General features: G+C 61.1%; 16 protein-coding genes and 1 pseudogene. 13 read left to right on the top strand and 4 right to left on the bottom strand.

Annotated features, from left to right (window positions below):
- The first annotated feature begins 125 nt into the window (after positions 1-125).
- Both dapC and HU755_RS18495 read left to right on the top strand, forming a co-directional pair.
- Complete coding sequence (gene dapC, locus HU755_RS18500; RefSeq protein ID WP_186635245.1) at positions 126-1,325, top strand: succinyldiaminopimelate transaminase; 1,200 nt, start codon at positions 126-128, stop codon at positions 1,323-1,325.
- Between the two features lie 165 nt (positions 1,326-1,490).
- Positions 1,491-2,225 carry a M12 family metallopeptidase gene (locus tag HU755_RS18495; protein WP_186635242.1) on the top strand — a complete coding sequence of 245 codons (735 nt, stop codon included), beginning with the start codon at positions 1,491-1,493 and terminating at the stop codon, positions 2,223-2,225.
- A gap of 6 nt (positions 2,226-2,231) precedes the next feature.
- Here HU755_RS18495 and HU755_RS18490 read toward each other — a convergent pair whose 3' ends face one another.
- Positions 2,232-3,863 (bottom strand): Na+/H+ antiporter, encoded by a 1,632-nt coding sequence (locus HU755_RS18490; RefSeq protein ID WP_186550164.1) that lies wholly within the window; start codon positions 3,861-3,863, stop codon positions 2,232-2,234.
- A gap of 292 nt (positions 3,864-4,155) precedes the next feature.
- On the opposite strand from HU755_RS18490, the gene HU755_RS18485 reads away from it, so the two are divergent.
- From HU755_RS18485 to HU755_RS18470, 4 genes are all read left to right on the top strand, one after another.
- Positions 4,156-4,518, top strand: a complete 363-nt coding sequence (locus HU755_RS18485) for an ArsC family reductase (protein ID WP_189664121.1) — start codon at positions 4,156-4,158, stop codon at positions 4,516-4,518.
- Positions 4,519-4,549: 31 nt separating this feature from the next.
- A complete protein-coding gene (gene dapD / locus HU755_RS18480; protein WP_186635239.1) occupies positions 4,550-5,584 on the top strand; it encodes a 2,3,4,5-tetrahydropyridine-2,6-dicarboxylate N-succinyltransferase in 1,035 nt (344 codons plus the stop codon).
- 152 nt (positions 5,585-5,736) lie between these two features.
- Positions 5,737-6,942 carry an aminotransferase class V-fold PLP-dependent enzyme gene (locus HU755_RS18475; RefSeq protein ID WP_186635236.1) on the top strand — a complete coding sequence of 402 codons (1,206 nt, stop codon included), beginning with the start codon at positions 5,737-5,739 and terminating at the stop codon, positions 6,940-6,942.
- Positions 6,939-7,343, top strand: coding sequence for a SufE family protein (locus HU755_RS18470; protein WP_186635233.1), 405 nt, complete (start codon positions 6,939-6,941; stop codon positions 7,341-7,343). The genes HU755_RS18475 and HU755_RS18470 overlap by 4 nt, the downstream gene beginning before the upstream one ends.
- 104 nt (positions 7,344-7,447) lie before the next feature.
- Here HU755_RS18470 and tcdA read toward each other — a convergent pair whose 3' ends face one another.
- On the bottom strand, positions 7,448-8,266 hold the full coding sequence (tcdA, locus tag HU755_RS18465; protein WP_186550155.1) for a tRNA cyclic N6-threonylcarbamoyladenosine(37) synthase TcdA: 819 nt from the start codon (positions 8,264-8,266) through the stop codon (positions 7,448-7,450).
- A gap of 213 nt (positions 8,267-8,479) precedes the next feature.
- On the opposite strand from tcdA, the gene HU755_RS18460 reads away from it, so the two are divergent.
- The 4 genes from HU755_RS18460 (at position 8,480) to HU755_RS18445 (ending at position 13,723) form a co-directional block, all read left to right on the top strand.
- Entirely contained in the window at positions 8,480-11,071 is a 2,592-nt protein-coding gene (locus tag HU755_RS18460; RefSeq protein WP_186635230.1) for a glycosyltransferase, read from the top strand.
- 238 nt (positions 11,072-11,309) lie between these two features.
- A complete protein-coding gene (gene dapE, locus HU755_RS18455; RefSeq protein ID WP_186635227.1) occupies positions 11,310-12,461 on the top strand; it encodes a succinyl-diaminopimelate desuccinylase in 1,152 nt (383 codons plus the stop codon).
- Positions 12,461-13,270: a putative RNA methyltransferase gene (locus tag HU755_RS18450; protein WP_186635224.1), complete on the top strand. Its 810-nt coding sequence runs from the start codon at positions 12,461-12,463 to the stop codon at positions 13,268-13,270. Before dapE ends, HU755_RS18450 begins: the two co-directional genes overlap by 1 nt.
- Before the next feature lie 75 nt (positions 13,271-13,345).
- Complete coding sequence (locus HU755_RS18445; protein ID WP_186620967.1) at positions 13,346-13,723, top strand: hypothetical protein; 378 nt, start codon at positions 13,346-13,348, stop codon at positions 13,721-13,723.
- A gap of 129 nt (positions 13,724-13,852) precedes the next feature.
- Here HU755_RS18445 and HU755_RS18440 read toward each other — a convergent pair whose 3' ends face one another.
- The gene (locus HU755_RS18440; RefSeq protein ID WP_186551068.1) at positions 13,853-14,062 is read right to left on the bottom strand and encodes a cold-shock protein; all 210 of its coding nucleotides are present in this window, start codon (positions 14,060-14,062) and stop codon (positions 13,853-13,855) included.
- Positions 14,063-14,300: 238 nt separating this feature from the next.
- Here HU755_RS18440 and plsB point away from each other — a divergent pair, with 238 nt between their 5' ends.
- The 3 genes from plsB to HU755_RS18425 all read left to right on the top strand — a co-directional run bounded on the left by plsB (position 14,301) and on the right by HU755_RS18425 (position 18,035).
- Positions 14,301-16,802 carry a glycerol-3-phosphate 1-O-acyltransferase PlsB gene (plsB, locus tag HU755_RS18435; protein WP_186635221.1) on the top strand — a complete coding sequence of 834 codons (2,502 nt, stop codon included), beginning with the start codon at positions 14,301-14,303 and terminating at the stop codon, positions 16,800-16,802.
- 119 nt (positions 16,803-16,921) lie between these two features.
- A complete protein-coding gene (locus tag HU755_RS18430; protein ID WP_186635218.1) occupies positions 16,922-17,320 on the top strand; it encodes a YbaY family lipoprotein in 399 nt (132 codons plus the stop codon).
- A gap of 25 nt (positions 17,321-17,345) precedes the next feature.
- Positions 17,346-18,035 carry a DUF4197 domain-containing protein gene (locus HU755_RS18425; protein WP_110645885.1) on the top strand — a complete coding sequence of 230 codons (690 nt, stop codon included), beginning with the start codon at positions 17,346-17,348 and terminating at the stop codon, positions 18,033-18,035.
- 7 nt (positions 18,036-18,042) lie between these two features.
- Here the strand turns inward: HU755_RS18425 and HU755_RS27535 are convergent.
- Positions 18,043-18,267 (bottom strand): annotated as a pseudogene (locus tag HU755_RS27535) (Fic family protein); the annotation flags it as partial.
- Positions 18,268-18,868: the final 601 nt, after the last annotated feature.

The following is an 18,868-nucleotide window of genomic DNA, read 5'->3' as shown; positions in this document are numbered from 1 at the left end:
GCGATGGCGATGCATCAGCTTGCACAGATATTGAATGTGCCGCCCTCATCGCGAGCAGGCTCACTCCTACAGGTCTGGTGAACGGCCCAGTATCGGCGTTTTGCCCCACCTTGACCGAGGCCCCCATGAACAACGCTCTGAACCAGCTCCAGCCCTACCCGTTCGAAAAGCTCCGCGCACTGCTCGGCACCGTGACCCCGAACCCGGACAAGCGCCCGATCGCCCTGTCGATCGGCGAGCCGAAGCATCGCTCGCCGAGCTTTGTCGCCGAAGCGCTGGCCAATAATCTGGAGCAGATGGCGGTGTACCCGACCACCCTCGGCATCCCGGCGCTGCGTGAAGCCATCGCTGGCTGGTGCGAGCGGCGCTTTGGCGTGCCAAGCGGCTGGATCGATCCGGCGCGCAACGTGCTGCCGGTCAACGGCACCCGCGAAGCGCTGTTTGCGTTTACCCAGACCGTGGTCAACCGTGGCGACGACGCCCTGGTGGTCAGCCCGAACCCGTTTTATCAAATTTACGAAGGCGCGGCGTTCCTCGCCGGGGCCAAGCCGCACTACCTGCCGTGCCTGGACGAAAACGGCTTCAACCCGGATTTCGATGCGGTATCGCCAGACATCTGGCAGCGCTGCCAGATCCTGTTCCTTTGCTCGCCAGGCAACCCGACCGGCGCATTGATTCCGGTCGATGTGCTGAAAAAGCTGATCGCCCTGGCCGACCAGTACGATTTTGTGATTGCCGCGGACGAATGCTACAGCGAGCTGTACTTCGACGAGCAGACGCCGCCGCCGGGCCTGCTCAGCGCTTGTGTGGAACTGGGTCGTCAGGACTTCAAGCGTTGCGTGGTGTTCCACAGCCTGTCCAAGCGTTCCAACCTGCCGGGCCTGCGTTCCGGTTTCGTCGCCGGCGACGCCGAGATCCTCAAGGGCTTTCTGCTGTATCGCACCTATCACGGCTGCGCAATGCCGGTGCAAACCCAGCTGGCCAGCGTTGCCGCCTGGAACGACGAAGTCCACGTGCGCGCCAACCGCGCGCTGTATCGCGAGAAATTCGATGCGGTGCTGGCGATTCTCGGCCCGGTACTGGATGTGCAGCGCCCGGACGGTAGCTTCTACCTGTGGCCGAACGTGAACGGCGATGACGCGCAGTTCTGCCGCGATCTGTTCGAGCAGGAGCATGTGACGGTGGTGCCGGGCTCGTACCTTTCGCGCGAGGTCGATGGCGTCAATCCGGGTGCCGGGCGCGTGCGCATGGCTCTCGTTGCGCCGCTGGCCGAGTGTGTCGAAGCGGCTGAGCGTATTCGCGATTTCATCCAGCGTCGCCGCTGAGGCCTGACCGCCTGTGCCGGGCAATCCGGCACAGGCGCTGCAAATATCGCGTAACAGTTCGCCCGATCTTATTTCCCGTCCCTGCGCCGGCCAGACGTTAGTCTTGGGCTGCGCGGTTCGCCGCGTCTCAAAAACCACCGCCCCAGACTTCATGGAAGAAGTGAAATGCAAGAACTCCTGGATTGCCAACTCCTACAGTGGCCAGACGATCAGGCAGCCTACGCGGCCGCAATCAGCGAAAATCCGGCGAATGCCGACAGCGACCGCACCAGCGGTACGCGGCGCAAGCGCGCCGTGCTCAACTACTCGAAATTGTGGGCCAACGGCCGCACGCTGAAGATTGCCTTCATGGATGCGCCTGCGCCTGAGCACAAAAGCAAGATCATCGCCGCGGCCAGCCGTTGGTTGCCGTACATCAACCTCAAGTTTGAATTCGTCGAAGAGCGCCAGGGCGATATTCGCATCGCCACAAAAAACAATGACAACAGCGCCATGCTCGGCACCGATGCGCTGTTGATTCATCCTGACCATCCAACCATGAATCTGGGGGTCAGCCCCGACCATGTCGACTTCGAAGTGATCGTCACCCACGAATTCGGTCACGCGCTGGGCGCCCTGCATGAACACCAGCATCCCCAGGCGAACATTCCGTGGGATAAGCCCAAGGTGTATGAGTTTTATCAGAATCGGCAGATGAATCCGCTGACCCGCGAACAGGTCGACCGCAACCTCTTTGCCTCCTTCGATACGCTTGATGCGATCTACACCGCCTATGACAAGCACTCGATCATGCATCACCCGGTGGCGAACACATTGACCTTGGGCGATTGGGAAATACCGGTCAACCGCAAGATCAGCAAGAAGGACAGACGCCTGATGCGACTGCTCTATCCCAAGTAACGCCGTCTATTTGACCTGCCCCAGATTGGCCTCACTCAGATCGAGTTCGCCCAATACTTCCCTGAGCACGTCATCGCCGATCTGGTGTTGACGGCTCAGCCGGTACAACTCCAGGCGTTGCGCCCGCAGCGCCTTCAGACGCAGCCGACGTTCCAGCAGATCCATCTGGAACGCCAGGGCCTGGGCTTCGGCGGAGTCATTGAAGACATCGAGTTGGTGGCGATACTCGGACATGATTCGCGCCTTGAGCTCAGCGGACAGTGCCGCCTGCGCCGCATCCTGAGGCACCACTTCTTCGGTTTCCAGCGAGTGGATCGCGGCTTCGGCGGTTTTGCGCCAGGCATCGCGCACTTCCTGGCGGCGTTTATCGTCCGGGCTTTTTTCGATCCCGCGCAGTAACAAGGGCAAGGCGATACACGCCGACACCAGCGACAGCAGAATCACCCCGGCCGCGATAAAGATCAGCAGGTCTCGCTCGGGAAACGCCTGCGCGCCCATCAACATTGGCACCGACATCACGCCTGCCAGCGTTACCGCCCCGCGCACACCACCGACCGTCAGCAGCCAGCAGGAACGCGCCGTCGGCACTTGCGTCAGCTCGCCTTTGCCGCGCAAGCGCCGCAGCAGTACCGACAAGCGCCAGATGCTCTGCACCCAGACAAACCGCAGCAACACCAGCGCAAGGAAAATCGCCAGTACATCAAGGCAACGGTAGAACAGCGTCGGCCACAGCGTCGGCTCGTGACTGACCACCGCTTTGATGATGTCCGGCAATTGCAGGCCGAGCAGCAGAAAGATCAGGCCATTGAAAGCAAATTCCAGCAGCGACCAGACACTGCGATTGAGCAACCGGGTGCTGGTCTGGCGTGGCAGCAGGTCGAGCCAGCTCTGCATCATTCCCGCTGCGACCGCCGAAAGAATGCCCGATGCGCCCAAGCGCTCGGCCAATACATAAGCAGCGAAGGGCAACAGCAACATGAACACTACGTGAGTAGCCGGATCATCCCAGCCACGGGCGATCATCCACACGCGCAGGCGTCCAACCAGCCAGCTCAGCGCCACGCCGACCGCCAGACCACCCAGTGCCACCGCGACGAAGGTCAGGCTGGCGTTGGTCAGCGAGAACACCCCCGTCACCGCCGCTGCCAGGGCGAACTTGAAAGTCACCAGACCGGAGGCGTCGTTCATCAGCGCCTCGCCCTGCAGCATGTGCATCAGCGGCGTCGGCAAGCGGTTCTGCGCAATCGCTGAAACCGCTACGGCGTCGGTGGGCGACAATACGGCCGCCAAGGCAAAGGCTACTGGCAGCGGAATCGTCGGCAACAGCCAATGAATGAAATAGCCGGCACCGACCACGGTGAACAAAACAAGGCCCACGGCCAGGGTCAGAATCGGCCCGCGCAATTGCCAGAGCGCGCGTTTGGGCATGCGCCAGCCGTCGGAAAACAGCAACGGCGGCAGGAACAGAAACAGGAACAGCTCCGGATCGAGGGCCACGTGCAGGCCCAGCGTCGGCCAGGCCAACAAGGCGCCAGCGGCGATTTGCACCAAAGGCAGCGGCAGCGGGATGACCCGGCCAACCAGTCGCGAGACGCTCACCAGCATCAGCAGGATCAGGACGGTGTAAGCAGTTTGCATAAAACGAAAATCTCAGGCGATCGACAGCGTTGAACTGCCATATTAGCGCCTTAGGCTGTGGATGACCGTTGCACCTATGTCGCACGGCTGGAACGCAACTCCCTTGCGGGAGCGAGCCTGCTCGCGAAAGCGGTGCAAGATTCACCATCAATGTCGACTGACACGCCCCCTTCGCGAGCAGGCTCGCTCTCACAGGTTTTACAGCGTTACGACAACCGTGGCCGACGAAACCGTTTGGTCATGGCATAATCCGTCACCATTTTTCTCCAGCACCTGTAAAGGGGGCGATTCCTTGGCCGTTTCAAGTAAAACGTTGCACCTTTTCGGCATCAAAGCCTGCGACACCATGAAGAAGGCGCGCACCTGGCTCGATGAACACGCTGTCAGCTACGACTTTCACGATTACAAAACGGCCGGTATCGACCGTGCGCACCTGACGCAATGGTGTGACGAGCACGGCTGGCAAACGGTGTTGAACCGTGCAGGCACGACCTTTCGCAAACTCGACGACGAACGCAAAGCCGATCTCGACCAGTCGAAAGCCATCGAACTGATGCTCGCGCAACCCTCGATGATCAAGCGCCCGGTGCTCGATCTCGGTGACCGAACCCTGATTGGCTTCAAGCCAGACATCTACGCGGCCGCTCTGAAGTAAGCAGCCCGTCACTCTTTGTAGAGGTATTCACATGTCCAATTCCCTGTTCAGCATCGCCTTTGGTGTCGGCACTCAGAACCGTCAAGGCGCCTGGCTGGAAGTGTTCTACGCACAGCCATTGCTCAACCCTTCGGCTGAGCTGGTCGCCGCCGTTGCGCCGATCCTCGGTTACACCGAAGGCAACCAGGCCATCACCTTCACCACCGCGCAGGCTGCGCAACTGGCTGAAGCGGTCAAAGGCATCGACGCCGTGCAAGGCAAGCTGCTGACCCGTCTGGCCGAAAGCCACAAGCCACTCGTCGCCACCCTGCTGGCCGAAGACGCGCAACTGACCTCCACGCCTGAGGCCTACCTCAAGCTGCATCTGTTGTCGCATCGCCTGGTCAAGCCGCATGGCGTCAGCCTGGCCGGCATCTTCCCGCTGCTGCCGAACGTGGCCTGGACCAGCCAGGGCGCGATCGACCTGAGCGAACTGGCCGAGATGCAACTCGAAGCGCGTCTGCGCGGTGAGCTGCTGGAAGTGTTCTCGGTGGACAAGTTCCCGAAAATGACCGATTACGTGGTTCCGGCCGGTGTGCGTATCGCTGACGCCGCGCGCCTGCGTCTGGGCGCTTACGTGGGCGAAGGCACCACCGTCATGCACGAAGGTTTCATCAACTTCAACGCCGGCACCGAAGGCCCGGGCATGATCGAAGGCCGTGTCTCCGCTGGCGTGTTTGTCGGCAAGGGTTCGGACCTGGGCGGCGGTTGCTCGACCATGGGCACCCTGTCGGGTGGCGGCAACATCGTGATCAAGGTTGGCGAAGGCTGCCTGATCGGCGCCAACGCCGGTATCGGTATTCCGTTGGGCGACCGCACCACCGTCGAGTCGGGCCTGTACGTGACGGCCGGCACCAAGGTGGCGCTGCTCGATGAGCACAACAATCTGGTTCAGGTTGTTAAAGCGCGTGAGCTGGCCGGCCAGACCGACCTGCTGTTCCGGCGCAATTCGCAAACCGGTGCGGTGGAGTGCAAGACCCACAAATCGGCGATCGAACTGAACGAAGCGCTGCACGCTCACAACTAAGCAGCCATACGATCGATCCCCTGTGGGAGCGGGCTTGCCCGCGAAGGCGTCCTGTCAGTAACAACTGTGCAGAATGACACTACGCTTTCGCGAGCAAGCCCGCTCCCACAAGGTCTGGCGTACACCCCGCCCAATTTCACAGGGCTGAACAGATGATGATTCCCTCCCCGTGGCGCGCGGATTTTCCGGCCATCGCCGCCCTGCAACGGCAAGACCAGACCTATCTGGACAATGCCGCCACCACGCAGAAACCCCAGGCTTTGCTCGACGCCCTGACGCATTACTACGCCAATGGCGCGGCCAATGTGCACCGTGCGCAACACTTGCCCGGCGCCCATGCCACGCAGGCGTTCGAAGACAGTCGGCTGAAGGTTGCGCAGTGGCTGAATGCAGGCGACAGCGGCCAGATCGTCTTCACCCATGGCGCCACCAGTGCACTGAACCTCTTGGCTTATGGCCTGGAGCATCTTTTCCAGCCGGGCGATGAGATCGTCATCAGCGCGCTGGAGCATCACGCCAACCTGCTGCCGTGGCAGCAACTGGCCCAACGACGCGATCTCAAGCTGATTGTGTTGCCTCTGGACAGCGACGGGCTGATTGACCTCGCGGTCGCGCTCGGCGTCATCGGCCCGCGCACCCGTTTGCTGGCCGTCAGCCAATTGTCCAACGTGCTCGGCGCCTGGCAGCCGTTGCCCGCCCTGCTGGCCATGGCCAAGGCGCACAACGCCCTGACGGTGGTCGATGGTGCGCAGGGTGTCGTCCACGGGCGCCATGACGTGCAGGCGCTCGGTTGCGACTTTTATGTATTTTCCAGCCACAAGCTGTATGGCCCGGAAGGCCTTGGCGTGCTGTTCGGGCGCAACGACGCGCTGGAGCAACTGCGGCCCTGGCAATACGGTGGCGAGATGGTTGTAGACGCGACCTTCCACAGCGCCCGCTTCCGCCCTGCGCCACTGGGTTTCGAGGCCGGCACACCGCCGATTGCCAGCGTGATCGGCCTCGGTGCGACCCTCGATTACCTGGCCGGCCTGGACCAGGACGCGGTGTCCGCCCATGAAGCGGCACTGCACGACTATCTGCTGCGCGGCCTCGCCGCACGCAACGGCATTCGTCTGCTGGGCAAGCCGCAATTGGCGCTGGCCAGTTTTGTTGTCGAAGGCGTGCATAACGCCGATCTGGCGCACCTGTTGACCGAGCAAGGCATCGCCGTGCGCGCCGGGCACCATTGCGCCATGCCATTGATGAAAAGCTTCGAACTGGCCGGCGCGATTCGCGTGTCGCTGGCGCTGTACAACGATTCCGAGGACCTGGAGCGCTTCTTTGAAGCCCTCGACCAGGCGCTGGAGATGCTGCGATGACGTTGCCGGCTGAAGCCGCCGACGCCCTGCAAACCTTCCAGAGCGCCGCGGGCTGGGAGCAGCGCGCGCGATTGCTGATGCAGTTTGGCGATCGCTTGCCAGCGTTGAGCGAGACGGATAAGTGCGAGGCCAATCGCGTGCATGGCTGTGAAAGCCAGGTATGGCTGGTGGGCGAGTTGCGCGACGGCCACTGGCAATTTGCAGCGAGCAGCGATGCGCGGATGATTCGTGGCCTGGTGGCGTTACTGCTGTTGCGGGTCAACGGGCTGTCGGCGGCTGAGTTGCGGCAGGTCGATTTGCCGGACTGGTTTAATCAGTTGGGGCTGTCGCGGCAGTTGTCGCCTTCGCGCAGTAATGGGTTGAATGCGGTGCTCACTCGGATGAATGAGTTAGCCAAATAACAGCGGCTGCTTCGCAGCCATCGCGAGCAGGCTCACTCCTACAATTTGAAACGCGTTCCCCTGTAGGAGTGAGCCTGCTCGCGATTGGGCCCTCAGCCCCGACATCAAGCCTGAGGTTTAACCCGGTCCGAAGGCCGCCGCACCCCCGCCACAATCTTGTCCACCGCCTTGGTCGCCGCGACCATGCCAAATGTCGCCGTCACCATCATCACCGCGCCGAAGCCGCCGGCGCAGTCGAGCTTGACGCCGTCACCGACAAAACTCTTCTGCAAACAAATGCTGCCGTCCGGTTTCGGGTAGCGCAGTTGTTCAGTCGAGAACACACACGGCACGCTGTAATGGCGGGTCATGGTGCGGGAGAAGCCGTAATCGCGGCGCAAGGTCGAGCGCACCTTCGAGGCTAGCGGATCGTTGAAGGTGCGGTTGAGATCGCAGACTTGAATCAGCGTCGGATCGATCTGTCCGCCTGCACCGCCAGTGGTGATGATCTGGATCTTGCGGCGTTTGCACCAGGCAATCAGTGCCGCTTTGGCGTTGACCGCGTCGATGCAGTCGATCACGCAGTCGATGTCAGGCGTGATGTATTCGGCCATGGTCTCGCGGGTAACGAAGTCGGCGACGGCGTGCACCGTGCAATCGGGGTTGATTCCGCGCAGCCGCTCGGCCATCACCTCGACCTTGGGCTTGCCGACGGTGCTGTCGAGCGCGTGCAATTGGCGGTTGGCGTTGCTGACGCAAACGTCGTCCAGGTCAAACAGCGAAATCTCGCCAACGCCGCAGCGGGCAATGGCTTCCGCCGCCCAGGAACCGACGCCGCCAACGCCGACGATCGCCACATGGGCCGCGCGCAAGCGCTCCATGCCTTCGATGCCGTATAAACGGGCGATGCCTGCAAACCGCGGATCTTCTGTACTCATGACCATTACCCCAAAAACCGGCGCGCATTATAGGGCCAGACAGTGACAAGTTTTAACCGTCGAGCTGCAAGTGTAAGAACTTAAGTCAGAGTCGGCTGCCCAAAGTCAGGTATTTCGCCGCCTGATGTACGACGGGTGAACTGCCGGTGTAGGATGCGCGCCCTCTGGCGTCTAGCCGACCGATCCTCCGTTCCACAGCCTTTGGAACCCGAAACAGCTATGTCATCGCGTAAATTTGGACTCAACCTGGTAGTGGTGCTGGCCATCGCTGCCCTGTTCACCGGTTTCTGGGCGTTGGTCAACCGCCCGGTCTCGGCGCCGAACTGGCCACAGCAGATCTCCGGCTTCTCCTATTCGCCGTTCCAGCAGGGACAATACCCGCAAAAGGATCAATACCCGTCTGATGACGAAATGCGCCGTGATCTGGAGATCATGAGCAAGCTGACCGACAACATCCGCATCTATTCGGTCGACGGTTCGCTGCAGAACATCCCGAAACTGGCTGAAGAGTTCGGCCTGCGCGTCACCCTCGGAATCTGGATCAGCCCCGACCAGGAGCGCAACGAGCGGGAAATCAGCAAAGCCATCGAACTGGCCAACACCTCGCGCAGCGTGGTGCGGGTGGTGGTCGGTAACGAGGCATTGTTCCGCGAAGAGATTACCCCTGAAGCCTTGATCGTCCTGCTGGATCGCGTGCGTGCCGCCGTCAAGGTTCCGGTGACCACGTCCGAGCAGTGGCACATCTGGGAGAAATACCCGCAACTGGCCAGACACGTCGACCTGATCGCCGCCCACGTTCTGCCCTACTGGGAATTTATTCCGGTGGACAAGGCCGGCCAGTTCGTTCTGGATCGCGCTCGCGATCTGAAAAAGCTCTTCCCCAAAAAACCGTTGCTGTTGTCTGAAGTCGGCTGGCCGAGCAACGGGCGTATGCGCGGTGGCGCCGATGCGTCGCCAGCCGATCAGGCGATCTACCTGCGCACGCTGGTCAACAAGCTCAACCGCCAGGGCTTCAACTATTTCGTGATCGAAGCCTTCGACCAGCCGTGGAAGGCCAGTGACGAAGGCTCGGTTGGCGCTTATTGGGGCGTGTTCAACGCCGCGCGTCAGCAGAAATTCAATTTCGAAGGCCCGGTCGTCGCGATTCCGCAATGGCGCGTGCTGGCCATCGGTTCCGTGGTGCTCGCGCTGCTGTCGCTGACCCTGTTGATGATCGACGGTTCGGCCCTGCGCCAGCGTGGTCGTACGTTCCTGACCTTTATCGCGTTTCTGTGTGGTTCGGTGTTGGTGTGGATCGGCTACGACTACAGCCAGCAATACAGCACGTGGTTCAGCCTGACGGTCGGCTTCCTGCTCGCGCTCGGCGCGCTGGGTGTGTTCATCGTTTTGCTGACCGAAGCCCACGAGCTGGCCGAAGCGGTGTGGATTCATAAACGCCGGCGCGAATTTCTGCCAGTGCTGGGTGATTCCGATTACCGGCCAAAAGTCTCGATCCACGTGCCCTGCTACAACGAGCCGCCGGAGATGGTCAAACAGACCCTCGACGCCTTGGCCAATCTCGATTACCCGGACTTCGAAGTCCTGATCATCGACAACAACACCAAGGACCCGGCCGTCTGGGAACCGGTGCGCGATTACTGCGCCACCCTCGGCCCGCGCTTCAAGTTCTTCCACGTATCGCCACTGGCCGGTTTCAAGGGCGGCGCGCTGAATTACCTGATCCCGCATACCGCCAAGGATGCCGAAGTCATTGCGGTGATCGACTCCGATTATTGCGTGCACCCGAACTGGCTCAAGCACATGGTGCCGCACTTCGCCGATCCGAAAATCGCCGTGGTGCAGTCGCCGCAGGATTATCGCGACCAGAACGAAAGCACCTTCAAGAAGCTCTGCTACGCCGAGTACAAAGGCTTCTTCCACATCGGCATGGTCACCCGCAACGACCGGGACGCGATCATCCAGCACGGCACCATGACCATGACCCGGCGCTCGGTACTGGAAGAACTGGGCTGGGCCGACTGGTGCATTTGTGAAGACGCCGAACTGGGTCTGCGTGTGTTCGAAAAAGGCCTGTCGGCGGCGTATTACCACGACAGCTACGGCAAGGGCCTGATGCCGGACACCTTCATCGACTTCAAGAAACAGCGCTTCCGTTGGGCGTACGGCGCAATCCAGATCATCAAGCGTCACACCGGCAGCCTCCTGCGCGGCAAAGACACCGAGCTGACCCGTGGCCAGCGCTATCACTTCCTCGCCGGCTGGCTGCCGTGGGTCGCCGATGGCATGAACATCTTTTTCACCGTCGGCGCGCTGCTGTGGTCGGCGGCGATGATCATCGTGCCGCAACGGGTCGATCCGCCGTTGCTGATTTTCGCGATCCCGCCGCTGGCGCTGTTCGTGTTCAAGGTCGGCAAGATCATCTTTCTTTATCGCCGCGCCGTCGGTGTGAACCTGAAGGATGCGTTCTGCGCGGCACTGGCTGGGCTGGCGTTGTCGCACACCATCGCCAAAGCGGTGCTGTACGGTTTCTTCACCAGCAGCATTCCGTTCTTCCGCACGCCGAAAAACGCCGACAACCATGGCTTCTGGGTGGCGATTTCCGAAGCCCGGGAAGAGCTGTTCATCATGCTGCTGTTGTGGGGCGCGGCGCTGGGGATCTATCTGGTCAACGGCATGCCGAGCAACGACATGCGCTTCTGGGTCGCCATGTTGCTGGTGCAGTCGCTGCCGTATGTGGCGGCGCTGATCATGGCGTTTCTGTCGTCGCTGCCAAAACCTGCGGCAGTGGCGGAACCGGCGCCGGTCGTCTAAATCCGTACCGATGCACTAAACGGCGGCCAATGGTCGCCGTTTTGCTTTAAGATAACCGCCATTTTGCGGGGCTTGGCGCGGCATCCGGTCTGACTGACGGAACTGCCCCTGTGGGAGCGAGCCTGCTCGCGAAGGCTTGGTAACATTCAACCTTCAGGTTGTCTGATACACCGCTTTCGCGAGCAGGCTCGCTCCCACATTAGAAGCCAAGCCCATACCCCATGATCCGGAGTTTTCCATGACGGCCCACGCCGACCTATCGCCGACCCTTCAACTGGCCATCGACCTGATCCGCCGTCCTTCCGTGACCCCGGTCGATGCTGACTGCCAGAAGCAGATGATGCAGCGCCTGGGCGATGCCGGTTTCACCCTGGAGCCGATGCGCATCGAAGATGTGGATAACTTTTGGGCCACTCATGGCCAGGATGACGGCCCGGTGCTGTGCTTCGCCGGCCACACTGATGTAGTGCCGACCGGCCCGGTCACCGCGTGGCAGATCGATCCGTTCAACGCCGTGATCGACGAGCACGGCATGCTCTGCGGTCGTGGCGCAGCGGACATGAAAGGCAGCCTGGCGTCGATGACCGTCGCCGCCGAACGCTTCGTCGCGGATTACCCGAACCACAAGGGCAAAGTCGCCTTCCTGATCACCAGCGACGAAGAAGGCCCGGCGCATCACGGCACCAAGGCTGTGGTCGAACGTCTGGTCGCGCGCAATGAGCGTCTGGACTGGTGCATCGTTGGCGAGCCATCGAGCACCACGCTGGTCGGCGATGTGGTGAAAAACGGCCGTCGCGGCTCCCTCGGCGCCAAGCTCACGGTCAAGGGCGTGCAAGGTCACGTGGCCTACCCGCATCTGGCGAAGAACCCGATCCACCTCGCCGCTCCGGCACTGGCGGAACTGGCCGCCGAGCATTGGGACCACGGCAACGATTTCTTCCCCCCGACCAGTTTCCAGATTTCCAACCTCAATTCCGGCACCGGCGCGACCAACGTGATTCCCGGCGATCTGGTGGCGGTGTTCAACTTCCGTTTTTCCACCGAATCCACTGTCGAAGGCCTACAGAAACGCGTTGCCGACATTCTCGACAAACACGGTCTGGACTGGCACATCGACTGGGCGCTGTCTGGTCTGCCGTTCCTCACCGAGCCGGGAGCGTTGCTGGATGCCGTGTCAACGAGCATCAAGGACATCACCGGTCGCGAAACCAAGGCGTCGACCAGCGGCGGTACATCCGATGGCCGCTTCATCGCGACCATGGGCACGCAAGTGGTTGAGCTGGGGCCGGTCAACGCGACCATTCACCAGGTCAACGAACGCGTACTGGCGGCGGATCTCGACGTACTGACCGAGATCTACTACCAGACCCTGATCAAGTTGCTTGCCTGATGCTTGCGTGCCCGATCTGTAGTGAACCGCTCAACACGGTGGACAACGGCGTGGTCTGCCCCGCCGGGCATCGTTTCGACCGCGCGCGCCAGGGTTATCTGAACCTGCTGCCAGTGCAGCACAAGAACAGCCGCGACCCCGGCGACAATCAGGCAATGGTCGAGGCGCGGCGTGATTTCCTCAACGCCGGGCATTACGCGCCGGTCGCCAGGCGTCTGGCTGAACTGGCGGCCGGTTATGCGCCGCAGCGCTGGGTCGACATCGGTTGTGGCGAGGGTTACTACACCGCGCAAATCGCCGAGGCCCTGCCCAACGCCGATGGCTATGCGCTGGATATCTCGCGCGAAGCCGTCAAACGCGCCTGCAAACGCAATCCGGCGATCACCTGGTTGATTGCCAGCATGGCGCGTGTGCCGTTGGCCTCGGGCAGTTGCCAGTTTCTGGCGAGTGTTTTCAGTCCGCTGGACTGGGAAGAGGCCAAGCGCTTGCTCAGCGTCGGCGGCGGCCTGATGAAAGTCGGCCCGACCCGCGGCCATCTGATGGAACTGCGCGAACGCCTGTACGACGAAGTGCGCGAATACACCGATGACAAGCACCTGGCCCTGGTGCCTGAGGGCATGGCGTTGGCGCACAGTGAAACCCTGGAGTTCAAGCTGACGCTGGACAAGCCTGAGGATCGCGCCAACCTGTTGGCGATGACGCCCCACGGCTGGCGCGCCAGTGCCGAACGCCGCGCAGCGGTGATCGAACAGGCCGAGCCGTTCGTGACCACCGTGTCGATGCGCTACGATTATTTCGTTCTTCAATAACCTTTGGTCTCGGGCACAGGCCCGGGGCCGGCTAAATCCGCGAATGGATTTTTCAGACCCGCAGTGAGGACATCCATGCGCCAACCGGACATCGAGATTTACCTGAAAGACGCCGACGTCGACCACAAGGCCATCGCCGCCTGGCTCGGCAAAGCACTCGGCCCGTGCAGCGACTGGGTGCAGAAAGGCCAGACGTATAAATGCAAGGCCGGCAACGTGCCGGTGACCTGGCTGCCCAAAGCGGTGGGCAAGTGGAACAGCCTGTACCTGGAAAGCGACCAGACCCCATGGGACGACGACATCGCCTGCGCCCGCGCAGCCTTTGCCGCGCTGAACGTCGAAGTGCGCTGCGCACCGGGTACGTGGGTTGAGGAAGAAGGTGAAGAAACCGCCGATCGCTGGATTCGCATCAGCGCCGATGGAGAAGAAGAGATCACCTGGAAAACCGCTTAAACACAGATCCCATGTAGGAGTGAGCCTGCTCGCGATTGCGGTATACCAGTCGAAATCAATGTGACTGATACACCGCAATCGCGAGCAGGCTCACTCCTACAATGGTTTTTGGTGTCCTGAAGAGTTGTGTTACAGACCTACAACATCCTCAGCCTGCAACCCCTTCTCGCCAGTAATCACGGCGTACTCGACCTGTTGGCCTTCGGTCAGCGAGCGGTGCCCTTCGCCGCGAATCGCGCGATAGTGCACGAACACGTCCGCTCCGTCTTCGCGCTGGATAAAGCCGTAGCCCTTGGCGTCGTTGAACCACTTCACATTGCCGGTTTCGCGTGTTGCCATCTGTTCATACTCCTTTTTTATTATTGAACGGGCCTTTCGCAGGAAAGCCTTCGAGGAACGTCAGCCTGCGTCCGAAGTCCACAAGAGGGCACCGGCAACAGACCGCCGAGTATATGACAGGTGCGGAAACTCTCAACAGGAGATTACTTCGGCGCTTTTTTGCCGATTTTCCGTGAATCCGGCACACTATCGACCGCCCGAGCGCCTGCTCGGTTTTATTCACTCACGCAGAAGCCGTATGACCCGTTCCCCGTTCCGCCGTCTTGTGTTTGGCACCCTGCGCCGCTTGTTGTATCTCTGGGTTCGCTCCGAGACCATCAACCAGTCGTCGTTCACCCTCAACCTCGACCGCAGTCGTCCGGTGTTCTACGTCCTGCAAAACCCTTCGCTGACCGATCTGGCCGTGGTCGACACCGAGTGCACCAAGGCCGGACTGCCGCGTCCGGTGCTGGCGGTGTCGGTGGGTTCGCTGATCGAGCCGGCAGCGTTTTTCTATCTGACGCCGGACCCGGACTGGCTCGGCCGCCAGGACAAGCGCGGTGCACCGCCAACCTTGACCCGACTGGTCAGCGCATTGACCCAGAACGCTGCCGAAGACGCGCAGATCATTCCGGTCAGCGTGTTCTGGGGCCAGTCGCCGGACAGCGAAAACAGCCCGTGGAAACTTTTATTTGCCGATAGCTGGGCAGTCACCGGACGCCTGCGTCGGCTGCTGAGCATCATCGTCCTCGGTCGCAAGACCCGCGTGCAGTTTTCTGCGCCGATCCACCTGCGCGAACTGATCGATCACAACAAGGGCCACGAGCGCACCGTGCGCATGGCCCAACGCATCCTGCGCGTACACTTCCGCAATCTGAAAGCAGCAGTCATCGGCCCGGACATTTCCCACCGTCGTAACCTGGTGAAGGGTTTGCTCAATCAGCCGTTGGTCAAGCAGGCGATTCTCGACGAAGCCGAGCGTGAAAATATCTCCGCGGAAAAAGCCAAGGCCCAGGCCCTGCGCTACGGCAACGAGATCGCTTCGGACTACACCTACACGGCGATCCGCTTCCTCGAAGTGGTGCTGAGCTGGTTCTGGAACAAAATCTACGACGGCATCAAGGTCAACCACATCGAAGGCGTGCAGAACGTTGCTCAGGGTCACGAAGTGATCTACGTGCCGTGCCACCGCAGCCACATCGACTATCTGTTGCTTTCGTACCTGCTGTTTCGCAACGGCCTGACCCCGCCGCACATCGCCGCCGGGATCAACCTCAATATGCCGGTGATCGGCAGCCTGCTGCGCCGTGGCGGCGCGTTTTTCATGCGCCGCACCTTCAAGGGCAATCCGCTGTACACCTCGGTGTTCAACGAATACCTGCACACGCTGTTCACCAAGGGCTTCCCGGTCGAGTATTTCGTCGAGGGCGGCCGCTCGCGCACCGGGCGCATGCTCCAACCGAAGACTGGCATGCTTGCCATCACGTTGCGCAGCTTCCTGCGCTCGTCGCGCATGCCCATCGTGTTTGTGCCGGTGTACATCGGTTACGAGCGTGTGCTCGAAGGCCGCACGTATCTGGGCGAACTGCGCGGCGCGAGCAAGAAGAAGGAATCGATCTTCGACATTTTCAAAGTGATCGGCGCACTCAAGCAGCGCTTCGGCCAGGTCGCGGTGAATTTCGGCGAGCCGATCAAACTGGCGGAATTCCTCGACGCCGAGCAACCGGACTGGCGCCAGCAGGAACTCGGCCCGCAGTTCAAACCGGCGTGGCTCAACGAAACCACCAACCGCCTCGGCGAGAAAGTCGCCCGGCACCTCAACGAAGCGGCAGCGATCAACCCGGTGAACCTGGTGGCACTGGCCCTGCTGTCGACCACTCGCCTGGCACTGGATGACCGCGCCATGGCGCGAGTGCTGGATCTGTATCTGGCGCTGCTGCGCAAGGTACCGTATTCGCCGCACACCACATTGCCCGAGGGCGATGGCCGCGCGCTGATCGAACATGTGAAGGACATGGACCTGCTCGCCGAACAGAACGACGCGCTGGGCAAGATCCTTTATCTGGACGAGCAGAACGCCGTCCTGATGACCTACTACCGCAACAACGTGCTGCACATTTTTGCGCTGCCGTCGCTGCTGGCGAGTTTCTTCCAGAGCACCTCGCGCATGAGCCGCGAGCAGATCCTGCGCTACACCCGCGCGCTGTATCCGTACCTGCAATCGGAGCTGTTCATCCGCTGGAGTCTGGAGGAACTTGATGCGGTGATCGATCAGTGGCTGGAAGCGTTCGTCGAGCAGGGTCTGCTGCGGTTCGAGAAGAACCTGTACCTGCGTCCGGCACCGAGTTCGCGACATTTCGTCCTGCTGACGCTGCTGTCCAAAAGCATCGCCCAGACCTTGCAGCGCTTCTACATGACCGTGTCGTTGTTGCTCAACAGCGGACAGAACAGCATCAGCGCCGAAGAGCTGGAAGACCTCTGCACAGTCATGGCCCAGCGCCTGTCGATCCTGCATGGCCTGAATGCGCCGGAGTTCTTCGACAAGAGCCTGTTCCGCCACTTCATCCAGACCCTGCTCGACCTCGACGTGCTGCGCCGCGACGAAGCCGGCAAACTCAGCTACCACGAACTGCTCGGCGAACTGGCCGAAGGCGCAGCCAAGCGCGTATTGCCGGCAGAAATTCGCCTGTCGATCCGCCAGGTCGCGCTGCACCGCAGTGAAGATGCCGCGGATCAGATCACGCCACAGCTTGAGGCTTGATGCCTTACCCCTGTGGGAGCGAGCCTGCTCGCGAAGACGGAGTGTCAGTCGACATTTATTTTGACTGAACCACCGATTTCGCGAGCAAGCCCGCTCCCACACTGAAAGGAGATTCATCCATGAAAAAACTACTGACCCTCGCTGCCGTCACGCTGCTCAGCGCCTGCCAATCAACGACCCCCGCCGGCAAAGCCAGCCTCGACGGCGAGGTCTTTTACCTGCAACGCATTGCCCTGCCGCCGAGCGCCACCCTGAGCGTCAGCCTGCAAGACGTGTCACTGGCCGATGCGCCAGCCGTCGTCCTCGCCGAACAGAAAGGCCCGATCAAAGGCCAGGTGCCGCTGCCATTCCATTTGAGCTACGATCCGGCGCAGGTCCAACCCGGCCACCGTTACTCGGTCAGCGCACGCATTGAAGTCAACGGCGAGCTGATGTTCATCACCACCGAAAACCACGCCGTGCAACTCGACGGCAACGACCCGCAGCCGCTGAAAGTCCGCGTCGACGCCGTTCGTTAATCCACCTCGCCACAAGGAAGCCGCCATGCGCCGCCCTACCCTTCGCTTCGCCGCCGCCTGCGCCGGCCTGCTGATCTCCGCCAACGCCCTGGCCCTGTCGCTCAACGACCTGTCGCAACAAGACGCCACCGGCGGCCTCAAAGACGCCCTGACCCAAGGCGCGCAGATCGCCGTCAAACAACTCGGCACCCCGGGCGGCTTCAGCAACAACCCTGAAGTGAAAATCGAACTGCCGGGCAAACTCGGCAAAGCCGCAAGCAAGATGAAAGCCTTCGGCATGGGCGCCCAGGTCGAAGAGCTGGAAACGGCGATGAACAAAGCCGCCGAATCCGCCGTGACCCAGGCGCAACCGATCCTCGTCGACGCCGTGAAGAAAATGAGCGTGGCCGATGCCAAAGGCATCCTCAGCGGCGGCAACGACTCGGCGACCCAATACCTCAACAAATCCAGCCGCGAACAGATCCGCGCCAAATTCCTGCCCATCGTCAAACAAGCTACCGACAAGGTTGGCGTCGCGCAAAAGTACAACTCGTTCGCCGGCCAGGCTGCGGCATTCGGCGTGGTCGATGCGAAGAGCGCCAACGTTGAGAGTTACGTCACCGAACAGGCGCTCAATGGTCTGTTCGAGATGATCGGCAAACAGGAAGAAACGATTCGTCAGAACCCGGCCGCTGCGGCGACGAGTTTGGCGAAGAAGGTGTTTGGTACGCTTTAAACGGTCATCACACGGGGGCGAAGTGATTCGCCCTCAAGTCATTCAGCCTTTTTCGGTAAACCTCGGTAAATCCGACCACGGCTCGCAAAATAACTGAGCACTGAAACTCGATGAAATAAGTCAGATCCAGTTCATCCGCCTCGGTGTGCAGATAGGAGCGTCCGTATTTCACCGGCGCATTTCGCAGCAACAGACTGATCGCAATGTAGCGAAACGCAGCAAACTCGTGTTTGGCTTCAGCAATGCCAAGTAATCGGGCAGACGCAGTTTATGTGGCGGGCGGGCCAACAGGTCGAAGAAAGGATCGGTTCTGCCGGTTGATGCCGGTGGTTTCTTCATCGGGGCAGGCTCAAAGATTCGGGAAAGCAGAACCCTGAGTACAGCATTGGACGGGCAGCGCCTCAAGATCGGAGGATTCTGAAAAAGCTGTAGGAAGGCAGCGTGAGTTGGCGAGTTGAAATGAATTGGCTGTCAGACCGCCTTCGTGAGCAGGCTCACTCCCACAGGAGATCGAGTACATCAGATGGAGCATGGTTGGCCGACAGGGCGTCATCGTGAGCAGGCTCACTCCTACGAATCAGGTCGGCTGTCAGGCCGCCTTCGTGAGCAGGCTCGCTCCCACAGGAGAACGAGTGCATCAGATGGAGCATGGTTGGCCGACAGGGCGTCATCGCGAGCAGGCTCACTCCTACGAATCAGGTCGGCTGTCAGGCCGCCTTCACGAGCAGGCTCGCTCCCACAGAAAAACAAAGCAGCGCAGCTGCCCGCGGCGAAGCCGCCCCACTCAACAATGAGCGCAAGCTCGAGTACCGCTCTTGATCTTGATCCATGGG

The sequence above is a fragment of the Pseudomonas sp. SWRI111 genome, from assembly GCF_014268555.1.
Classification (GTDB): domain Bacteria; phylum Pseudomonadota; class Gammaproteobacteria; order Pseudomonadales; family Pseudomonadaceae; genus Aquipseudomonas; species Aquipseudomonas hamedanensis.
This window is presented reverse-complemented; position numbering and strand designations above follow the sequence as displayed.